Source organism: Cryobacterium sp. TMB1-7, assembly GCF_004402435.1.
Lineage (GTDB): Bacteria > Actinomycetota > Actinomycetes > Actinomycetales > Microbacteriaceae > Cryobacterium > Cryobacterium zongtaii.
Window position 1 is genome coordinate 54,219 of record NZ_SOFZ01000029.1, and the last position, 19,009, is coordinate 73,227.

The following is a 19,009-nucleotide window of genomic DNA, read 5'->3' on the forward strand; positions in this document are numbered from 1 at the left end:
CTTCCAGCCTAACTACGCCGTGATGGTGTTCGTGCCCAGCAGGATCATCACGACGATGCCCAGCGCAATGCGGTAGACCACGAACGGCATGAAACTGCGCTTGGAGATGTAGTTCATGAAGAAGCCGATGACGAACAGCGCCACGACGAACGCCACGACGGTGGCGACGAGGGTTTCCAGCGGGCCGAACAGTTCGGGCGTGCAGTTCGCGGCGGCCACGACGCAGGGTTCCTTGATGGACTTGTAGACCTGGTAGAAGCCACTGCCGAGAACGGCGGGGATCGCGAGCAGGAACGCGTATCGGGCGGCGGCGGCCCGCTCGTAGCCGAGGAACAGGCCGGCCGTGATGGTGCCGCCGGAACGCGAGACCCCGGGGATGAGCGCCAGCGCCTGGGCGAAACCGAAGATGACGCCGTGCCCGACGGTGAGGTCGTCCAGTTTGCGGCGCTTGGCACCGACATAGTCGGCGACACCCAGGAGCACGCCGAACGCGATGAGCATGATCGCGGTGACCCATAGGTTGCGCAGGCTGGTTTCGATCTGGTCCTGGAAGAGCAGGCCCAGGATGACGATGGGCAGGGTGCCGAGGATGATCAGCCATCCCATCCGGGCATCCGCGTCGCTGCGCGGTACCTTGCCGACCAGGGACTTCGCCCATTGGCCGATGATGCGCACGATGTCGCGCCAGAAGAAGATCACCACGGCCGCCTCGGTGCCGATCTGGGTGATCGCCGTGAACCGGGCGCCGGGGTCCTCACCGGTTCCGAGGAACTGACCCACGATGCTGATGTGGGCGCTGGAGGAGACCGGCAGGAATTCGGTCAAGCCCTGGACCAGGCCCAGGATGACCGCGTTGAGGAAGTCCACGTGATACTCGTTTCGCTTGTGCGGTGTGCTGGCCGTTAGCGCTTCAGTGGGCTAGTACGTCGTCAGCAGATCGGTCAAAACCGTCCTGCCAAACACTAATGCGTCCAGTGGCACACGCTCATCAACGCCGTGGAACAGCGCCGGAAAATCCAAATCGGCTGGGAGTTTCAGCGGGGCGAAGCCGTATCCTTTGATGCCCAGTTTGCTCAACGCCTTGTTGTCGGTGCCGGCAGGCATGAGGTACGGGAGCACCGGAGCGCCCGGGTCGTGGGTGCCGAGGGTCTGGACGATCCGGTCGATCAGCGGGCCGGCGAACTCGGTCTCCAGCCCCACGTCCTGGTGCATCACCACGATTTCGATATCCGGGCCGACCAGCTCGGCCAGTTCGGCCAGCACGGCGTCTTCCTCGCCGGGCAGGGAACGCACGTCGATGAGGGCCTCGGCGCGATCGGGGATGACATTGTGCTTGTAGCCGGCTTGCAACACCGTCGGGTTCATGGTGGTGCGCAGGCTCGCCTGGATGAATCCGGATGCTGTGCCCGTCGCCAGGGCCAGCTCGTCCGGACCCATGGACTGCGGCTCCACACCGAGGATCCGGGCGATCTCCGAAAGCAACTGCCGGGTGGTGTTCGTCAGGCGGATCGGCCACTGCCGCCGACCCACCTTGGCGACGGCCTCGGCGAGCCGGGTGATGGCGTTGTCCGTGACCAGCCGGGAACCGTGGCCGGCCGGGCCGTGCGCCACGAGCTTGAGCCAGATGAGAGCCTTCTCACCGGTTTGGAGCAGGTAGGCCCGCTGGCCGCCGATGCTGATCGAGTAGCCGCCGACCTCGCTGATGGCCTCGGTCGCTCCCGCGAACAGGTCCGGGCGGGTGTCGACGAGGTGGTGCGAGCCGTACACTCCCCCGGCCTCCTCATCGGCGAAGAACGCGATGACGAGGTCCCGCTCTGGCTGGCCACCCTGGTCGAGCACATCCGTGAGGGACGCCAGGATCATCGCGTCCATGTTCTTCATGTCGACGGCGCCGCGCCCCCACAGCATGCCGTCCTTGATCTCGCCGCCGAACGGATCCACCGACCAGTTCGCCGGGTCGGCGGGCACCACATCGAGGTGGCCGTGCACGACCAGTGCGCCCTTGCTGCGGTCGCGGCCGGGTACCCGGGCGACCACGCTGGTGCGACCCGGCTCCGAATCGAACAGCTCCGGCGCCAGGCCCAGGGCGCGCAGCTTCTCGGCGACGTACTCCGCCGCATCCGTCTCGCCGTTGGAGCGCCCCTCGCCATAGTTCGTCGTGTCGAACCTGATGAGGTCGCGGGCGATCTCGGTGGTGAGGTCGAGAGCATTGGCCGAAACGGGGCCGGTGGCGGGGGCTGTCATGCAGTTCACGCTACCGGGCATGGAACCCACCGGTGTCCGGAAGTGGTTTGGATCCGTGCTAAGTTATTCCCCGGCAGCAAAACATAACTGCGGCCAAAACATCCAGTCCGGGTGGCGGAAATGGCAGACGCGCTAGCTTGAGGTGCTAGTGCCCGTATAGGGCGTGGGGGTTCAAGTCCCCCCTCGGACACGGAGATTGTTGGTAAGACAACGATCAACGAGAACTGGTTGAGACAGTTCACGGGCCGGATCTCAGGATCCGGCCCTGTCTCGTTAACGCGCGTCAACAGGTTCTCCAGGGTGTGCCCCGGTAAAGGTTGACTGGATCAGTGGGACGTCGATCCGGATGGGTGCCCGAAGCTCGCCAGCGTGTATATCACCCCGTCGAGTTCGACCCGGGCAAAGCCCTCCGGCCTGGAATCACCATCGTAAATATCACCGAAAACCGGAAGAGCTTCGGTGGCCAAAAGCTTGTACGTGCGCCGCTCGACAGGAGACGTGATCACGTACGGCGCTACACCCCTCAGTCCGGCGGCCGGAGAGAGCCCGAAAGCGACGAACCGAGTCAGTTGGTGCGCGGCACCGTCCGCATCTTCGATGTAGTCGCGTTCGGTTTCAAACGGAATAACCGTCTCCCCGACGACCAGCTTGAACACGTGGCCACGGGATAGCCCCCGGGAGCCCAGGAACTGTATCCACACGCCCCGCTCGTCGTCAATGATCTTGTGATCACTCGCGCTAGCAGCTCTCTCGATACGGAACATGTTCTCGATTTCAGTGAATGGCGCCGGTGTTGACCTGCGAGGCGCACGCCTCTATCTGCTGAACCCTATCCACCCCCGCACGCCAGCGGCACGACTCCCCTAGCGTGTGGTGGCTCCGCGGTCCTGATGCTAGAGTCATCCCAGGCGCTCGTGAGAGCGCTCTCACAGAGACCAGGCCCGGCTGCGCCGGCGGATTCAGAACAATGGATCCCCGCGACACCCGGTCCCTTGAAACCGAAAAGGTGCACGCATGAAGTTCGGCCACTTCGACGATGAAGCCAGGGAATATGTCATCGAGACCCCGTTGACTCCCTACCCGTGGATCAACTATCTCGGCAGCGAGGACTTCTTCTCGCTGGTCTCGCACACGGCGGGCGGGTACACCTTCTACAAGGACGCCAAGATGCGCCGCCTGACTCGCTACCGCTACAACGACGTCCCCACAGACTCCGGTGGACGCTACGTCTTCATCAAGGACGGCGACGACGTCTGGACGTCCAGCTGGCTGCCGATGAAGAAGGACCTCGATTTCTTCGAAACCCGGCACGGCATGGGTTACACCCGCATCACCGGCGAACGCGGCGGCCTGCGGGTCTCCACGCTGTACTTCGTTCCACTCGGCGAGACGGCGGAGGTGCAGAAGGTCACGATCACCAACACGTCGGATGCGGTCAAGACCTTCTCCCTGTTCTCCTACCTGGAGTTCTGCCTGTGGAACGCCCAGGACGACCAGACCAACTACCAGCGCAACCTTTCCATCGGCGAGGTCGAGGTCGACGGCAGCGCGATCTACCACAAGACCGAATACCGGGAGCGCCGCGACCACTACGCCGTGTACGGCGTGAACGCCGAGATCGCCGGCTTCGACACCGACCGCGAAACCTTCGTCGGACTCTACGAAACCCTCGCGGAGGCCAAGGTCCCGCACGCCGGCGCCGCGGCGAATTCGATGGCCTCCGGCTGGTACCCGATCGGCTCCCACCAGGTCGACTCGACCCTGCAGCCCGGGGAAAGCCGTGACCTGGTCTTCGTTCTCGGCTACGTCGAGAACAACGCCGAGACCGGCGAGGAGAAGTGGGCCGACGACGCCAAGCAGGTCATCAATAAGACCCGGGCCCAGGCCCTCCTCGCGCGTCTGTCCACCACCGAGGCCGCGGATGCCGCCTTCGACGCCCTCGGGGTCTACTGGACGGACCTGCTTTCCGCGTACACGGTGACCTCGCCCGACGACAAGCTCAACCGGATGGTAAACATCTGGAACCAGTACCAGTGCATGGTGACCTTCAACATGAGCCGCTCGGCGTCGTACTTCGAGACCGGCATCGGTCGCGGCATGGGCTTCCGGGACTCGACCCAGGACCTGCTCGGTTTTGTGCACCTGATCCCGGACCGCGCTCGCGAACGCATCCTGGACATCGCCGCGACCCAGCTGCCGGACGGGTCGGCGTACCACCAGTACCAGCCCCTCACCAAGCGGGGCAACAACGAACTCGGGTCCGGCTTCAACGACGACCCGGCCTGGCTGATCATCGGGGTGGATGGTTACCTCAAGGAGACCGGCGACTACACGATCCTCGACGAGGTGGTGCCGTTCGACAACAACGACGCACTCGCCGAGACCCTGTACACCCACCTGACCCGGTCGTTTGAGTTCACCCTGAACAACCTTGGTCCGCACGGGCTGCCGCTGATCGGGCGCGCCGACTGGAACGACTGCCTGAACCTGAACTGCTTCTCGACAACGCCGGGCGAGTCGTTCCAGACCACCGAGAACCAGGCCGGCGGGGTCGCGGAGTCCACCTTCATCGCCGCGCAGTTCGTGCTCGCCGCGGGCCAGTACGCCACCATCGCCGAACGCGGTGGGGACACCGTGCAGGCGAACAAGGCCCGCAAGGCCGCCGCCGACATGAGCCAGGCGCTGTTGACGCACGGCTGGGACGGCGACTGGTTCCTGCGTGCCTACGACTTCTACGGCAACAAGGTCGGCACGGCCGAGGATACCGAGGGTCAGATCTGGATCGAGCCGCAGGGCTTCGCGGTCCTCGCCGGCGTCGGCGTCGAGCACAACAGCGACGGCACCCCGGTCAAGACCAGTCCCGCGTTCCGTGCCCTCGATTCCGTGGACCGGCTGCTCGGCTCCGAGCACGGCCTGGTGCTGCAGTACCCGGCGTACAAGAGCTACCGCATCGAACTGGGCGAGGTCTCGACGTATCCCCCGGGCTACAAGGAGAACGGTGGCATCTTCTGCCACAACAACCCGTGGGTGATCATCGGCGAGACCGTGATCGGCCGCGGCGCGAAGGCGTTCGACCACTACCGGAAGATCACCCCCGCGTACCGGGAAGACATCTCCGAGGTGCACCGCACCGAGCCCTACGTGTACGCCCAGATGATCGCCGGCAAGGAGGCCTCCAGGCACGGCGAGGCCAAGAACTCCTGGCTGACCGGCACGGCGGCGTGGAACTTCGTGACCGTTTCCCAGTACCTCCTGGGCGTGCGCACCGACTACGACGGTCTCGTGGTCGACCCGCAGATCGGACCGGACGTCGCGGAGTTCACCGTGACCCGGCAGGCCCGCGGTGCGACGTACGTCATCACCGTCGCCAACTCGGGCCGTGAAGGCTCCCGCGCCAGCCTCGAGGTCGACGGTGTTGCCATCGAGGGGCGCACGGTTCCGTACGCGCCCGCCGGCGCAACAGTGCAGGTGCGCGCGACCCTGTAGGGGAACCAGTTGCGGCCGGCCGGATACTAGTGAGTATGGACGTCTACCGAACAGCCCGCGCACGGGCCTGGCAGCTGTGCGTCGCCGTTGCGTGCGTCGGTGTGCTGATCACCGGATGCGGCCACGGCGATACCACGGCTCCGTCCGCCGCCGGCCCGACCATGGAGTCGGCGCCGGCCGGGCCCAGCGCTGACGAGGTCTTCACCGCGTGCGGCTCACCGGGGATCGTGGACTACGACCCGATCGAGTCACTGGCGGTGCTGGCCCGGGACAGCGCCGTGGTGATCATGGGCGAGATCGCTCGGATCCAGGCGGGCCGCGACAGCACCTACACCGCATCGAACAAGACGTCGACGACGCGAAGCGCGGTGATCGTCGTGTCGAACGTCACGGTTGTGCACGGGAAACTGGACCCGGCCGTCAACGGCAGCGTGTACATCGAATTCGCTTCGGGCGGCCCGGACGAGTGCTCGCGGATTGTGCCGGCCGGAACGGCCATCGTCGCTTATCTGGAGCCGGCCTGGGATGGCGCCCGCAGCTACGTCGACGAGGACCCGACCTCCGAGTACGCGGAAATCCAGGAGCCCGGCGCCGGGCGGCCCGCCGGCCAGCCGCTGTACCAGGCATCCGCGCTCGAGGGTCTGGTCTGGCAACTACCGGGCAGCGCCGAGGTGATCTGGCCGCTCTACCTGGGCACCGGTCCCGGGTCGATACGTGAGGCCCTCCCGGACGGCACCCTCGCCGGCCCCTAGCGATCCTGAGGGGTCGCAAGAGCAGCCCCACACCCGCGGGCCGCGCCGGCAGGCGGTCAGGCGGTCAGGCGACGGCGACCTCGACCTCGCCGGGGTCGGCACCGAGCTGTCCGAAGATCAGCCGACGGTTGGCGATCTTGTCGGTGAAGAACCTGTCGTGGCTGACCACGACCACGGCGCCGGGGAAGTGCAACAGGGCCCGCTCCATCACCTGGGTGCTGGACATATCCAGGTGGTTGGTTGGCTCGTCCAGGAGCAGCACCGACGCACCGGAGAGCAGGCACTGGGCCATGGCCACCCGGGCTTTCTGGCCGCCGGAGAGGTTGCCGATCTTCTGCTTGAGGTCGGCCTCGGAGAACTGGAACATGGTCAGGAACCGGTTCACCGACTTGCGGGTCGCCGTGAACGCCAGGCTGCCTTCGAGCGCGTTGACCGCGTGGCTGACGGTGTCGGTGTCGTCCAGTTCGGCGAGTACCTGGTTGTACGACACCATCCCGGCGCCTTTCGCCCAGTCGACCTCGCCGTGATCCGCGGATTCCTCACCCGTGAGCACCCGGAGCAGGGTGGTCTTGCCGCTGCCATTGGCACCGAGCACCACGATGCGGTTGCCGCGGCGGATCTCGAAGCTCAGGTCGTTGAAGAGCACCTTCTCGCCGTAGGCCTTGCTGAGCATCTCCACCCGGCAGAGCACATCCTTCACGTGCAGACCGCCGTAGATTTCGGTGATGATCTTGTCGACCGGCCGCGGCGTGCGGGACTTCTTGATGGTGGCCAGCTGGCTGCCGAGCTTGCGGCTGGCGTTCTTCTGGGCCTCGCGCCGGTCGGCGATGCCTTCGGATTCGAAAGCGAGCAGTTCGGACTCGTGCACAAACTGCTGCTCGAGGGTCTTCAGCCGGAACTGCTTCTGAACCACGTACTCGCCGAAGTTGCCCGGGTACTCGTGTAGGTGGAAGTTCTCCAACTCGATGATGCGGGTGACGACGGCGTCGAGGAAGGTGCGGTCGTGCGACACGATCACGGCGGCGCCCTTGAAGTCGCGGAACCAGCCCTCCAGCCACTCCACACCGGCCACGTCGAGGTAATTGGTGGGCTCGTCGAGCAGAAGCACGTCCGGTGCCTCGAGCAGGATCTTCGCCAGGGCCGCGCGGTTGCGCCAGCCGCCGGAGAGTTCGTCGATCGCACAGCTGCGGTGCGCTTCGTCGAAGCCGAGGATGGTCAGGGCAGCGTCGATCCGGCGCGGGTAGTCCCAGCCGTCCAGCCGGTCCATGTCCTCGAACAGTTCGGACTGGCGGTGGATCAGCCTGTCGAGCTCGGCGCTGGCCGAGGAGTCGGCGGCGATGGCAACGTCGATGGAGGCGAGTTCGGCCTCGACGGCCTTGATCTCCACGAACAGGGCGTCGAGGACCTCGGTGATGGTGGACTCGCCGTTCAGCTCGGAGAACTGGGAGAAGTAGCCGATCCTCACGCCGTCGTCGACGGTGACGGTACCGGTGTCCGGCGTCACCTGACCGAGGATCAGCTTGATGAGGGTGGTCTTGCCCGACCCGTTCCTGCCGATCATGCCGACCCTGTCGCCCGGCTCAAGCCTGAAGAAGGTCTCGCGGAGCACCTGGGTGTTTTCGAAACGCACGGTGACGTCGTTCAGCCGGATCAGGCTCATGAGTCCTGCTCCCCCTGCTCGGATGCGTCGACGATGCCGATGAACCGGCTGCCGATGCCGTCGACTTCGCGGCGGCTGAGGCCGGCCGCGGCGGCCGGGAGCTCGTCGTAACCGTGGTGGTCGCAGCTGAGGTAGGTGAACGTCGGCCACCATTTCTTCGGCCGCGCCGCCTCGGTGAACCCGCACACGCTGCAGGTGAGTTCGATCCAGACGGGCTTCTTGCCGGTGCGGTTCGCACGGGACTGCACGAGCCAGGCCGGCGGGTTGTTCTCGATCTCGGCGAGCTGGGCTTCGGTCATGCGGCTGGGAAGGTCGTGGCGCTGCGCCATCTCGAGGGGAATGTCGAGGCGGAGCGCTGCTTCTCGTCTGGTAATCATCAGGTTCAACGATAGGTGCTGCGACGGGCGCCAACGCCCCGGGGCGGGAACTGGTTCAATGAAGCATGCCTGAAACTGTTTCCCCACTCGGCCTGCTGCTCGATGTCGATGGTCCGATCGCCAGCCCGGACACCCGCACCATCGCCACACCGAGCATCATCACCGACCTCATCACCCTGGCCGGCGCGAACGTACCCATCGGTTTCATCACCGGTCGGTCGGCGCAGTTCATCAGTGAGCAGGTGGTGGCCCCGCTGGTCGCCGCGGGCCTGCCGCGCGAGATGCGCATGTACGGGGTCTGCGAGAAGGGCGCCGTGTGGTTCCCGATCACCCAGACCGGCATGGGCGAGGTCGTCGTCGACGCCAGCGTCGCCCTGCCTGACCCCGTCGTGAGCCGCATCCGCGAGCTGGTCGCCACCGACTACGCCGACACCATGTTCTTCGACGAGACCAAGCTCGCCATGGTCTCCGTTGAACAACGCACGGATGTCGACCGGGCTGCCTACCACGCCGCTCAAGCGTCGTTCGAGGACGCCGCGTACACGATCATGATCGACCACGGACTGGGCGTGCGCTTCGGCGACAGGGTTTCCCCCGACGCCGAGGGAACGGTCCCGTTCCGTATCGACACCACCATCATTTCCACCGACATCGAATCGGTCGACCTTGACAAGGACCACGCCGCCAAGCGAGCCCTGGCCTTCTTCGCCGAGGGCGGACCGCTCCCCAGGCTGTGGCGCTCGGTGGGCGATTCCCGCAGCGACTACCTCATGGCCGACCACCTGCACGCCGCCGGCTACGAGGTGGCACACGTGGACGTGCGCCCGGCCGACGGCATCCTGGAGCGGCCGTACCCGGTGATCGTGGAGGGCGACCTCATCCACGATGAGGCCGGCGCCGCATTTCTGGGCTACTGGGTGCAGAAGCTCGGTCTCGGCGCGGCCGCGCCCGCCTAGTCTTCGACGAAGCGGATGCCGTTCTGCAGGGTGCTGCGCAGCTCGAACACCTTCTCGAAGCTGCCCCGTTCCATCCCGGCGATGCCGTCACGCAGCACCCCGACCAGGCGGGACCGTGGGATCACGACCACCATTGGCCGCCTGCCTCGGCTCGGCAGCGACACGGGTTCTGCCACGAGCTGATCAGGCACCACCACGACGAGCGCGGTGAAGCGCACCCGCAGGGACTTGGCGAGGATGCGTGCCGCGGACGCGAACTCGTCCAGCGGCTCCTCGCCTGGCGCAAGGCCATCGCCGACGAGTTCGCCGCGCTTGAGTTGAACGGGCGACCCCCAGTCCTCCGAGAGGATAGCGAACAGTCCGGCCGGGCCGAGAACGACGTGGTCGATCTTCTCGAGGTCCTCGCGGGTGGCGATGTCGTGCCAGGCGGTGTAGCCGATGCCCAGGCCCGAGATCAGCTGGGCTGTGCTTTCCTCGGCGAGGGCCTTGGCCAGCCGGTGTCGGATCTCCCGTGGCGCGGACCGCACCAGATCGGGGGCGTACGGGTCAGCGATGACGGTGCCGCGACCGGCCCATTCCCGCAGCATCGCGAGATAACGCTGGCGGGAGTGGCCGCCGGGATGCCCGTGCATCCTGGCCTTCATCCCGGTCGAGGTGGGCCTGCTTGTCGGGCGTGACGCGGTGCTGGCGCCAGAGTATGCGGTCTCCGGGTAGCGGGCCCCGTCGTAGGCGGCCCGGGACTCCGGGCTTCCGATGCGTTCCCAGGCGATCTGCACGGCGTGGAAGGAGGCCGCACTGCCGCCGACATCTGGGTGGGATTGCCGCAGCTTGAGGCGGTAGGCGCGTCGCAGCTCCTCGTCGGTCACCGACGGGCTCACGCCCAGCACCTCGTAGGGGCTGGCTGCGGCCGGACTCTCTGACATTCGTGCGGTCTCTTTCGGCCTGAAACGGGTTGGGTCGTACGTCTCCCAGCCTAGCCAGCGTTGCTGGTATCTCCCCGACACCGGGTGGCGCCCGCGCAGCGATTGATTTGTGCAACGATCAGCGAGTGAAGACCTCAACTCCGGTCCCCCGGGTGCACCGATCGAGCACCCGGTTCATCGTCATGGTGACCGTCGGCATCCTCGCGGGTCTGGCGTCTGGCCTGCTGGGCAACTGGTTGCTGGCGCCGGCGATCGGCTGGGCGGTCGCGGCTGTGCTTTACATCGGCTGGGTCTGGGTCAGCGTCGCTCCGCTGGACGCCGCCACCACGGCCGCGCACGCCACCAGGGAAGACCCGTCACGGGGCATCACCGACCTGTTGCTGATCCTGGCGAGCCTGGCCAGCCTCGGCAGCATCCTCATCGTGCTGGTGCATGCACGCGCCGCTGAGGGGGCGGGCCAGGGCCTGCTCGCCGCGCTGGCGCTGGTCGTCGTCGCGCTGTCCTGGGTGCTCGTGCACACCCTGTTCGCCTTGCGGTACGCCTCGCTCTACTACGCGGATGATGACGGTGGCGTCGATTTCAACCAGCTGGAGCCGCCCAGGTACGCGGACTTTGCGTACCTGTCCTTCACAGTGGGGATGACCTTCCAGGTGTCGGACACATCACTGACGTCGTCGACCATTCGTGCGGTGGCCCTGCGGCACGCGCTGATGTCATTCCTGTTCGGCTCGATCATCCTGGCAACACTGATCAACCTCGTGGCCGGCCTCTGAGCCGTGGCCGCGGCGCCGTGCCGGGCCGCTAACCGGCGAAGGGCGCTTCCGCCAGTCCGGCCACCCCGGGGGTCACCGTGAAGACCGAGCCGGCCAGCGGGTCCTCGCCGGGGGCGAGACCTTCGCGGGACGTGGTGATGTACAGCCGGTGAAGGTCGTCGCCGCCGAAGGTGCACGCCGTGACCCGCTGCGCGGCCACCTCGATGACCTCGTCCAGGGTGCCCTCCGGCGAGTAGCGGCGCACCGCCCCACCGGCGTACAGCGCGACCCAGACGCCGCCCTCGCTGTCCACGGTGAGGCCGTCGGGGTAGCCGTCGGCGGAGGGGATGTCGACGAAGGGGCGCAACCCGGTCAGTCCGGTCTCCGGGGCCCAATCGAAGACCCCGATCCGGCCGGTCGGGGTGTCGTTGTAGTAGGCCAACGAGCCGTCCGGGCTCCAGGCGAGACCATTCGAGATGGTCACGCCCGCCAGGGCCAGCTCCACGGATCCGTCCGGTGCGAGCCTGTAGAGCGATCCGGCGCCGGTGCGCTGGTCATACGCCATCGAACCGCAGAAGAACGAGCCGTCCGGAGCGCCGCCCCCGTCGTTCATCCGCACGCTCGGATCCGCCCAGACCTCCGGCAGTCGGGTCAGGGTGCCGTCGGCGTCCTCGAGGGCGAAACCGCGTTCGAGGGCGATGACCGCACCGCCGCCCACGCGCGGTCGCAGGGCCGCGGCGATGCTGTCCACGTGCCGCCGGGTGACCGTGCCGTCGGCGGCCAGGGACAGAACGTCACCGGCGAACAGGTCGACGAGGCGCAGACCGCCCCAGGACTGTGCGAAGACCGGACCCTCACCGTGAAAGGTGATCGGGTCGGTGAGCTGTTCGGCGCGCATGGGTTCCTCGTGGCTGGGCTGGTCGGGCTGGGTGCCAGCCCGGCATCATCGGGCGGGCTAGTTGCGCAGTGCCCGCATCGGGATGGCGACGGCCGCGCTGACGGCCAGGATGCCGGCGAAGAAGATCGCGCCCTGCCAGGCGGTCACGGTGAAGGCCAAGCCGAACAGCCACAGGCCCAGGACGAAGATGGCCATCGCGACGACGAAGGTAAGAATGGGCATGGAATGTTCCTCTCAACGGTGCCGCGAAAGCTTATCCGGGCTCGTTTCGAGAGTACTAGTTCGCCGGGCACGGCGTGGAGCTGCGCGCCGGTCAGGCGCTGTACCCGACCTCACGCTCCGGGCCGAGCGGGTCGATGAGGTCCGGCGCATCACCGGAGACCGGCGCCACCTGATAAAAGGCCAACCCGGCCGCCGCCTCCGAGGAGGCCTCGACCGCCGCGTCGACGAGGGCCTGATCGCCATCGGCGTGCGGGTCCAACCAGCGGTCCCAGCACTCTTCAGGCAGCACAACGGGCATCCGGTCGTGGATCTCGGCGAGGGCGCCCTGGGCGGCTGTCGTGAGGATGGTGGCCGTCAGCACCCATCGGGCCGGGTCGTCGGGACCGAGAGTGGGATTGCGCCACCACGAGTAGAGTCCGGCCAGTGCCAGCGGCAGGCCGTCTTCGGAGTGTACGAAGTACGGCGTTTTCGTGGTTCCCACGGTGTGCCATTCGTAGTAGCCGGTGACCGGCACGATGGCCCGGGTTTTGGCCAGGGCGGTGCGGAATGTCGGCTTCTCGGCGACGGTCTCGGCCCGTGCGTTGAAGGTGGCGAAGGCGGCGGTCAGCTCCGGAGAGAAGGTCGGCACCAGCGACCAGCGCGCCGGTTCCAGCCGGCGAACGACCGGATCTGATTTCATCGATTCGAGCACAATGGCGATCTGCTCGGTCGGTTTCACGTTCCAGGACGCCGCCGGCAGCTCTCCGGCCTCGTGCTCGATGTCGAACATGGCGGCGAGGTCAGGCGCCGAATCGGTAATGATGAATCGCCCACACATAGGCTCAGGTTACCGTGCCTCCGAGGAGGACCCGGTTATCCACACGGGTTGACGAAATCGAATCTGTGTTCGAAAATTAGAGGGTGTCCATTCCGCTGACCTCCGTAGCGCACGCAGCCGGCTCTCCCGACGGCTCCGCGGCCGAGCGGGTCAGCGAGCTCCAGGCGCGCATCCACGGAATGCAGCGCGACCGCTGGGATGCCGGTGGGCGGCCCGTCTCCGGGGTCCTCGCCGGGCTCCTTCCCGACGGGATCCTGCGCACGGGTGTGGTCTACACGGTCAACAACTCGACGTCGCTGATCATGGCCGTGCTCGCCGCGGCGACAGTGGACGGCGGATGGGGCGCCGTGGTGGGTCTACCCGATTTCGGCGCGGAGGCGGCGATCGGGTTCGGAATCGACCTCGAGCGAATAGTGCTTGTTCCCTCCCCCGCCGATCAGTGGTTGGCCGTGACGGCGGCGCTGGTGGATGTGCTGCCCATCGTTGTCGTGCATCCCGAGCGTGCGGTCGGCGACGCGGAGGCGGCCAGGCTCGCCGCGCGGCTGCGGCAGAGCGGCTGCACCCTGATCGTCGCCGGGACCTGGCCCCAGGGTGAGGCCGCACTTCGGGTCACCGACACCCGCTGGGACGGCCTGGGCGCCGGACACGGCTACCTGGCAGGTCGAGATGTGACCGTCCACGTCTCCGGGCGGAACGGCTCCGGACGACGGCGCTCCACGCTTGTGCACCTTCCGGAGGTCGCCACCCCGGGCGAAGCCGAACCTGCCCCGCGTCTGGACAGCGGCCGAGGCGGCCGAGCGCGGGCCGGCAGCCGGCAGCGGGCTGAGTCATGAACCGCGAACGCACCATCGTCTTGTGGTGCCCGGACTGGCCGGTGCTCGCCGCTCGGTCGGCCACCGGCCTGCCCGCGGATGCGCCGCTGGCTCTCATCGACCACGGGCTGGTGTTCGCCTGTTCGCCCGAGGCGCGCCGTCTGGGCGTCCGGCGCGGACTGACCGTGCGGGAGGCCCAGTTCCGGTGCACAGACCTCGTCGTGCTGCCCTATGACCCCGCGCTGGACCGGCGGGCCTTCGACCCGATTCTCGATGGCCTCGAGGACATCACGCCCGGTGTGGCCGTGCTCCGGCCCGGCACCTGCGCGATCCGCGCCCGCGGCCCGGTGCGGTACTACGGCAGTGAGGCCGCCGCGGCGCGAGCCATGCTCGGCTACCTGCACGGCGCCGGACTTCCCGAGGCCAGGGTCGGAATCGCCGACGGCCCCTTTGCCGCCGAGCAGGCGGCGCGGGCGGTCGGTCCCGCTGGTGTCGGGCCTGAACCTCGGGTTCACGTCGTCCCGCCCGGCGAATCCGCCGCGTTCCTGGCACCGCTGCCCGTGTCGGCAGTGGCTGAGGCGGGGCTCGGCACCCTGCTGGCCCGGCTCGGGGTGCACACCCTCGGCCAGCTCGCCGCCCTGCCCGCCCTGGACGTGCATCGTCGTTTCGGTGCTGCTGCGGCGCAGGCGCACGCCAGGGCGGCCGGGCGCGAGCACGAGGAGGTCGTGCCCCGCACCCCCACCCCGGTGTTCGACCGCGGCCAGGACTTCGAACCGGCGCTGGATCGCATCGACCAACTCGCCTTCGCGCTGCGCAGCACCGCGGACGCCTTCGTGCAGGGTCTGCGGGAGCAGACCCTGGTCTGCACGGCCGTCTCGATCCTGGTCAGCACCGAAGACGGTCTGTTGACCGAACGGACCTGGCGGCATCCCCGGTGGTTCTCGGCCTCCGAGCTGATCGACAGGGTGCGCTGGCAGTTACAGGGCGAGGGGCGGGCCGACTCCGGCCTGGCCGCCGGCGTCGTCCGGGTGGTCTTCTCCCCCGATCGGGTCGACGCCGTCGCGAACCACGAGGACGGCCTGTGGGGAACGGGGCCCGACGAGCGGATCCACCATGCCCTCACCCGGGTGCAGGGCCTGGTCGGCCACGCGGGCGTCGTCACGGCGGCCATCGGCGGTGGGCGGATGCTTGCCGACCGACAACTTTCCGTGCCCTGGGGCGATGACGGTGCCGCTTCGTCGGGCCGTGGTCTGAGCAGCAGTCCAGGCGGGAGTCCGGCCGGTGCCGCCAGGCCCTGGTCGGGGAGCCTCGACGGGCTGCTCCCCGCCACGGTGTACCGGGAACGCCATCCGGTCGCTCTCGTCGCCGACGACGGCCGGTCCCTGCGCGTCGATGACCGCGGCGCGTTCGATGGTGAGCCGGCACGGTTCTCGGCACCTCGGTTCCTCGAGGGCGCCGGCGGGGCCCAGCCGAGTCGGGTGCTGGCCTGGGCCGGCCCGTGGCCGGTGCGAGAACGATGGTGGGACTCGGCGGCCGCGCGCACCGTGCACCGGGCGCAGATCATCGACGAGCGCGACGGCGCGTGGCTGCTGGCACTGGACGACGACGGCTGGCGCGCCGAGGCCCGGTATGACTAGGCCCGGTATGACGAGGCCCGGCATGACCGGGCCGGGGCCGACCAGCAGAGCAGAGAGGACGGGCCACCCCGATGGGATTCAATAACCCGCCCATTCCCTGGTCGGAACTGGAGCGCCGGCTCTCCGACCGGCGCCCCGGCGGCCCGCCCCCCGAGGCCGACGGCGGCGACAGTCCGGCCTGGTCCAGACACCGCCAGCCCTACGCGGCCCAGACCCCGCAGCATCCGCCGGCCGAGACTGTCGTCGGCTACGCGGAGCTGCACGCCCACTCCAACTTCAGCTTCCTCGACGGCGGCAGTTCTCCGGAAGACCTCCTCGAGGAAGCCGGTGCGTTGGGCCTGCACGGCCTGGCCCTCACGGACCACGACGGGTTGTACGGGGCGGTCCGGCTGGCCGAAACCGCGGAGAGCTACCCGGACGTCCGCACCGTCTTCGGGGCAGAACTGTCCCTCGGGCTGACCCGTCGGCAAAACGGGGTGCCAGACCCAGAGGGAAGCCACCTCGTGGTCCTGGCCAGGGGCCAGGACGGCTATCACCGGCTGGCGGCGGCGCTCACCCACGGTCAGCTCGCCGGCGGCGAGAAGGGGCGACCCGTCTACGACCTCGAGGAGCTCGCCGAGGCATCCGGCGGGCACTGGAGCATCCTGACCGGGTCTCGGTCCGGCGCGGTGCGCCAAGCCATGCAGCAGGATGGTGACCTGGCGGCGGCCCGGGAGCTCGACCGCCTGATCGCCCTGTTCGGCCGTGACAGTGTGAACGTCGAACTGGTCGACCACGGCCGACCGCAGGACTCTGTGACCAACGACAGGCTGGCCGCACTGGCCGAACGGGCAGGCCTGCCCGTGCTCGCCACCAACAACGTCCACTACGCCCAGCCGGCCGACTTCCGGCTGTTCTCCGCGCTGGCCGCCGTGCGCGCCCAACGCAGCCTGGACGACATGGACGGCTGGCTGCCCGCGGCGCCCACCCAGCACCTGCGGAGCGGCGCCGAGATGGCCGCCCGATTCAGCCGGTATCCGGGGGCTGTCGCCCGAACGGTGCCCCTCGCTGACGAGCTCGCCTTCTCGTTGCGCCGGGCCAGGCCCCGGCTCCCCCGTCAGCACGTTCCGGACGGGCACACGCCCATGAGCTGGCTGCGTCAGTTGGTCTGGGACGGTGCGGAACGCGCGTACCCCGGCTACAACGCGAATGTGCGTGAGCGCCTCGAGAAGGAGCTCGCCGTAATCGAGGCAAAGGACTTCCCGGGCTATTTCCTGATCGTGCACGACATCGTGCAGTTCGCCCGGCGTTCGGGCATCCTCTGCCAGGGCCGGGGGTCCGCAGCGAATTCGGCGGTCTGCTTCGTGATCGGCATCACCGCTGTGGACTCGATCTTCTATCGCCTGCCCTTCGAGAGGTTCCTCTCCAGCCTGCGGGAAGAAGAACCCGACATCGACGTGGACTTCGACTCGGACCGGCGGGAGGAGGTGATCCAGTATGTCTACGAACGCTACGGTCGCCTCAACGCAGCCCAGGTGGCCAACGTGATCACCTATCGGCCGAAGTTCGCGGTTCGGGACATGGCCAAGGCCCTCGGCTACAGCACCGGACAGCAGGATGCCTGGTCCAAACAGGTGGAACGCTGGGGTTCAGCGGTGTCGAGCCCCGATCACGACATCCCCGACCAGGTCGCCGACCTCGCGTCTCAGGTACTCGGATTCCCTCGCCACCTCGGCATCCACTCCGGCGGCATGGTGCTCACCGACCGACCCGTCGGCGAGGTCTGCCCCATCGAACACGCCCGCAAGGAGAACCGGACGGTTCTGCAGTGGGACAAAGACGACTGCGCCTGGATGGGCTTGGTCAAGTTCGACCTGCTCGGCCTCGGCATGCTCGCCGCCCTGCAGTACACCTTCGACCTGGTCAAGGACGCTCTCGGCGAGGAGTGGAGCCTGGGGAGCATCCCTCGGGAGGAAGCCGGGGTGTACGACATGCTCTGCCGCGCCGATTCCATCGGTGTCTTCCAGGTGGAGAGCCGCGCCCAGATGGGGACCCTGCCGCGCCTGCAACCGCGCCGCTTCTACGACCTTGTGGTCGAGATCGCGCTCATCCGTCCCGGCCCGATCCAGGGCGGTGCCGTGCACCCGTACATCCGACGCAAGCTCGGCCAGGAACCGGTCAGCTACCTGCACCCCAAGCTCGAGCCGGTGCTCGAACGCACCCTGGGTATCCCCCTGTTCCAGGAGCAACTCATGCAGATGGCCATGGCCGTGGGCGGCTGCAGCGGCGAGGACGCCGATCTGCTCCGCCGGGCGATGGGCTCCAAGCGCGGGGTCGAGAAGATCTCCTCCCTGCGCGCCACCCTGTACGAGGGCATGGCCGGAAACGGCATCACCGGCGACCTGGCCGACGAGATCTACGAAAAGATCGAGGCCTTCGCCAACTTCGGCTTCGCCGAGAGCCACTCGATCAGCTTCGCCCTGCTCGTCTACGCCAGCGCCTGGCTGAAGCTGCACTACCCCGGCGCCTTCCTCGCCGCGTTGTTGCGCGCCCAGCCGATGGGCTTCTACTCGCCGCAATCCCTGGTCGCGGACGCCCGCAGGCACGGGGTGCAGGTTTTGCGCCCCGATGTGCAGCTCTCCGGCACCGCCGCGTTGCTCGAGGCGCTGGCCGACGGGTCGGGCGAGCCTGGGGGCCGCCCGGACTGTCTGGATCACGAGCAACCCGCGGTGCCGGACTACGACAGGACCCTGCCCGTGGATGATCGGGGCCACCGCAGGGACGGCGCCCTCGCCGTGCGGCTCGGTCTCGCCGATGTGCGCTCCATCGGCCAGGCGGTGGCTGAGCGGATCGTCGCCGACCGGGACAGATTCGGGCCGTTCCGGTCCATGAACGACCTGGCCCGGCGGGCTCGGCTGAACACCGAACAGCTCGAATCCCTGGCCACCGCCGGAGCCTTCGACGGGCTGGGCCTCGAACGCCGACAGGCCCTGTGGTCGGCCGGGGAAGCGGCCCAGGAGACCGACGCCCACCTGCGCGGCTCCTTCGAGACCGTGCAACCACCCCTCCTGGCCTTGATGACGCCTGTCGAGCAGGTGGCCTACGACCTCTGGGCCACCGGGGTTTCCACCGACGACCATCCGATCCGACACGCCAGGCCGGTCCTCGCCGCCAGGGGCGCACTGGCCGCGAACCAGCTGGCCACCAGCGAGAACGGTCGCCGGATCGAGGTCGGTGGTGTTGTCACCCACCGCCAGCGACCGGCCACGGCGAACGGTGTCACCTTCATCACCCTGGAGGACGAGACCGGCAACGTCAACGTCGTGGTGAGCGTCGGGGTCTGGACCCACTTCCGCCGGATCGCCCGGGAATCCCCCGCCCTGATGATCCGCGGCATCCTCGAACGTTCGCCGGAAGGCGTCGTCAACCTCATCGCCGACCGATTCGAACCCCTCACCGTGGCGGCCCACACGTCGTCGCGGGACTTCCGCTAG

At 67.9% G+C, this 19,009-nt stretch carries 16 protein-coding genes and 1 tRNA gene; 8 read left to right on the forward strand and 9 right to left on the reverse strand.

Features of this window, described 5'->3' with window-relative positions:
- Window positions 1–12: 12 nt before the first annotated feature.
- Window positions 13–867 carry an undecaprenyl-diphosphate phosphatase gene (locus E3O60_RS13345; protein ID WP_103459789.1) on the reverse strand — a complete coding sequence of 285 codons (855 nt, stop codon included), beginning with the start codon at window positions 865–867 and terminating at the stop codon, window positions 13–15.
- A gap of 51 nt (window positions 868–918) precedes the next feature.
- A complete protein-coding gene (locus tag E3O60_RS13350) occupies window positions 919–2,244 on the reverse strand; it encodes a M20/M25/M40 family metallo-hydrolase (protein ID WP_088457993.1) in 1,326 nt (441 codons plus the stop codon).
- 105 nt (window positions 2,245–2,349) lie between these two features.
- Here E3O60_RS13350 and E3O60_RS13355 point away from each other — a divergent pair.
- Window positions 2,350–2,434: transfer RNA gene (locus E3O60_RS13355), tRNA-Leu, on the forward strand.
- 136 nt (window positions 2,435–2,570) lie between these two features.
- Here E3O60_RS13355 and E3O60_RS13360 read toward each other — a convergent pair.
- Window positions 2,571–3,008 (reverse strand): hypothetical protein, encoded by a 438-nt coding sequence (locus tag E3O60_RS13360; RefSeq protein WP_134498370.1) that lies wholly within the window; start codon window positions 3,006–3,008, stop codon window positions 2,571–2,573.
- Window positions 3,009–3,258: 250 nt separating this feature from the next.
- On the opposite strand from E3O60_RS13360, the gene E3O60_RS13365 reads away from it, so the two are divergent.
- Window positions 3,259–5,730 carry a GH36-type glycosyl hydrolase domain-containing protein gene (locus tag E3O60_RS13365; protein WP_134498372.1) on the forward strand — a complete coding sequence of 824 codons (2,472 nt, stop codon included), beginning with the start codon at window positions 3,259–3,261 and terminating at the stop codon, window positions 5,728–5,730.
- Window positions 5,731–5,765: 35 nt separating this feature from the next.
- Window positions 5,766–6,482, forward strand: a complete 717-nt coding sequence (locus E3O60_RS13370) for a hypothetical protein (protein WP_134498374.1) — start codon at window positions 5,766–5,768, stop codon at window positions 6,480–6,482.
- Between the two features lie 64 nt (window positions 6,483–6,546).
- On the opposite strand, the gene E3O60_RS13375 is transcribed toward E3O60_RS13370, so the two are convergent.
- Together E3O60_RS13375 and E3O60_RS13380 are read right to left on the reverse strand one after the other, a co-directional pair.
- A complete protein-coding gene (locus tag E3O60_RS13375; RefSeq protein WP_134480012.1) occupies window positions 6,547–8,142 on the reverse strand; it encodes an ABC-F family ATP-binding cassette domain-containing protein in 1,596 nt (531 codons plus the stop codon).
- Window positions 8,139–8,519, reverse strand: coding sequence for a hypothetical protein (locus E3O60_RS13380; protein ID WP_088456210.1), 381 nt, complete (start codon window positions 8,517–8,519; stop codon window positions 8,139–8,141). Before E3O60_RS13380 ends, E3O60_RS13375 begins: the two co-directional genes overlap by 4 nt.
- Before the next feature lie 65 nt (window positions 8,520–8,584).
- On the opposite strand from E3O60_RS13380, the gene E3O60_RS13385 reads away from it, so the two are divergent.
- Window positions 8,585–9,475, forward strand: a complete 891-nt coding sequence (locus E3O60_RS13385) for a hypothetical protein (protein ID WP_134480014.1) — start codon at window positions 8,585–8,587, stop codon at window positions 9,473–9,475.
- On the opposite strand, the gene E3O60_RS13390 is transcribed toward E3O60_RS13385, so the two are convergent.
- Window positions 9,472–10,398 carry a DnaJ domain-containing protein gene (locus tag E3O60_RS13390; RefSeq protein WP_088456212.1) on the reverse strand — a complete coding sequence of 309 codons (927 nt, stop codon included), beginning with the start codon at window positions 10,396–10,398 and terminating at the stop codon, window positions 9,472–9,474. The genes E3O60_RS13385 and E3O60_RS13390 overlap by 4 nt on opposite strands.
- Before the next feature lie 125 nt (window positions 10,399–10,523).
- On the opposite strand from E3O60_RS13390, the gene E3O60_RS13395 reads away from it, so the two are divergent.
- Entirely contained in the window at window positions 10,524–11,171 is a 648-nt protein-coding gene (locus tag E3O60_RS13395) for a DUF1345 domain-containing protein (protein ID WP_241993275.1), read from the forward strand.
- Window positions 11,172–11,199: 28 nt separating this feature from the next.
- Here the strand turns inward: E3O60_RS13395 and E3O60_RS13400 are convergent, their stop codons facing one another.
- The 3 genes from E3O60_RS13400 to E3O60_RS13405 all read right to left on the reverse strand — a co-directional run bounded on the left by E3O60_RS13400 (window position 11,200) and on the right by E3O60_RS13405 (window position 13,087).
- Entirely contained in the window at window positions 11,200–12,048 is an 849-nt protein-coding gene (locus tag E3O60_RS13400; protein ID WP_134498376.1) for an SMP-30/gluconolactonase/LRE family protein, read from the reverse strand.
- Between the two features lie 57 nt (window positions 12,049–12,105).
- A complete protein-coding gene (locus E3O60_RS18535; RefSeq protein WP_165787951.1) occupies window positions 12,106–12,270 on the reverse strand; it encodes a hypothetical protein in 165 nt (54 codons plus the stop codon).
- A gap of 91 nt (window positions 12,271–12,361) precedes the next feature.
- Window positions 12,362–13,087, reverse strand: a complete 726-nt coding sequence (locus tag E3O60_RS13405) for an SOS response-associated peptidase (RefSeq protein WP_088456214.1) — start codon at window positions 13,085–13,087, stop codon at window positions 12,362–12,364.
- Between the two features lie 83 nt (window positions 13,088–13,170).
- Here E3O60_RS13405 and E3O60_RS13410 point away from each other — a divergent pair, with 83 nt between their 5' ends.
- The 3 genes from E3O60_RS13410 to E3O60_RS13420 all read left to right on the forward strand — a co-directional run bounded on the left by E3O60_RS13410 (window position 13,171) and on the right by E3O60_RS13420 (window position 19,009).
- The gene (locus E3O60_RS13410; protein WP_174845067.1) at window positions 13,171–13,920 is read left to right on the forward strand and encodes a hypothetical protein; all 750 of its coding nucleotides are present in this window, start codon (window positions 13,171–13,173) and stop codon (window positions 13,918–13,920) included.
- On the forward strand, window positions 13,917–15,536 hold the full coding sequence (locus E3O60_RS13415) for a DNA polymerase Y family protein (RefSeq protein ID WP_134498378.1): 1,620 nt from the start codon (window positions 13,917–13,919) through the stop codon (window positions 15,534–15,536). Before E3O60_RS13410 ends, E3O60_RS13415 begins: the two co-directional genes overlap by 4 nt.
- Before the next feature lie 71 nt (window positions 15,537–15,607).
- Entirely contained in the window at window positions 15,608–19,009 is a 3,402-nt protein-coding gene (locus tag E3O60_RS13420; protein ID WP_134498380.1) for an error-prone DNA polymerase, read from the forward strand.

Coding starts and splice junctions, on each gene's coding strand:
- E3O60_RS13350 (WP_088457993.1), bottom strand. CDS start 2,244: ATGACAGCCCCCGCCACCGGCCCCGTTTCGGCCAATGCTCTCGACCTC.
- E3O60_RS13360 (WP_134498370.1), bottom strand. CDS start 3,008: ATGTTCCGTATCGAGAGAGCTGCTAGCGCGAGTGATCACAAGATCATT.
- E3O60_RS13365 (WP_134498372.1), top strand. CDS start 3,259: ATGAAGTTCGGCCACTTCGACGATGAAGCCAGGGAATATGTCATCGAG.
- E3O60_RS13370 (WP_134498374.1), top strand. CDS start 5,766: ATGGACGTCTACCGAACAGCCCGCGCACGGGCCTGGCAGCTGTGCGTC.
- E3O60_RS13375 (WP_134480012.1), bottom strand. CDS start 8,142: ATGAGCCTGATCCGGCTGAACGACGTCACCGTGCGTTTCGAAAACACC.
- E3O60_RS13380 (WP_088456210.1), bottom strand. CDS start 8,519: ATGATTACCAGACGAGAAGCAGCGCTCCGCCTCGACATTCCCCTCGAG.
- E3O60_RS13385 (WP_134480014.1), top strand. CDS start 8,585: ATGCCTGAAACTGTTTCCCCACTCGGCCTGCTGCTCGATGTCGATGGT.
- E3O60_RS13390 (WP_088456212.1), bottom strand. CDS start 10,398: ATGTCAGAGAGTCCGGCCGCAGCCAGCCCCTACGAGGTGCTGGGCGTG.
- E3O60_RS13400 (WP_134498376.1), bottom strand. CDS start 12,048: ATGCGCGCCGAACAGCTCACCGACCCGATCACCTTTCACGGTGAGGGT.
- E3O60_RS18535 (WP_165787951.1), bottom strand. CDS start 12,270: ATGCCCATTCTTACCTTCGTCGTCGCGATGGCCATCTTCGTCCTGGGC.
- E3O60_RS13405 (WP_088456214.1), bottom strand. CDS start 13,087: ATGTGTGGGCGATTCATCATTACCGATTCGGCGCCTGACCTCGCCGCC.
- E3O60_RS13415 (WP_134498378.1), top strand. CDS start 13,917: ATGAACCGCGAACGCACCATCGTCTTGTGGTGCCCGGACTGGCCGGTG.
- E3O60_RS13420 (WP_134498380.1), top strand. CDS start 15,608: ATGGGATTCAATAACCCGCCCATTCCCTGGTCGGAACTGGAGCGCCGG.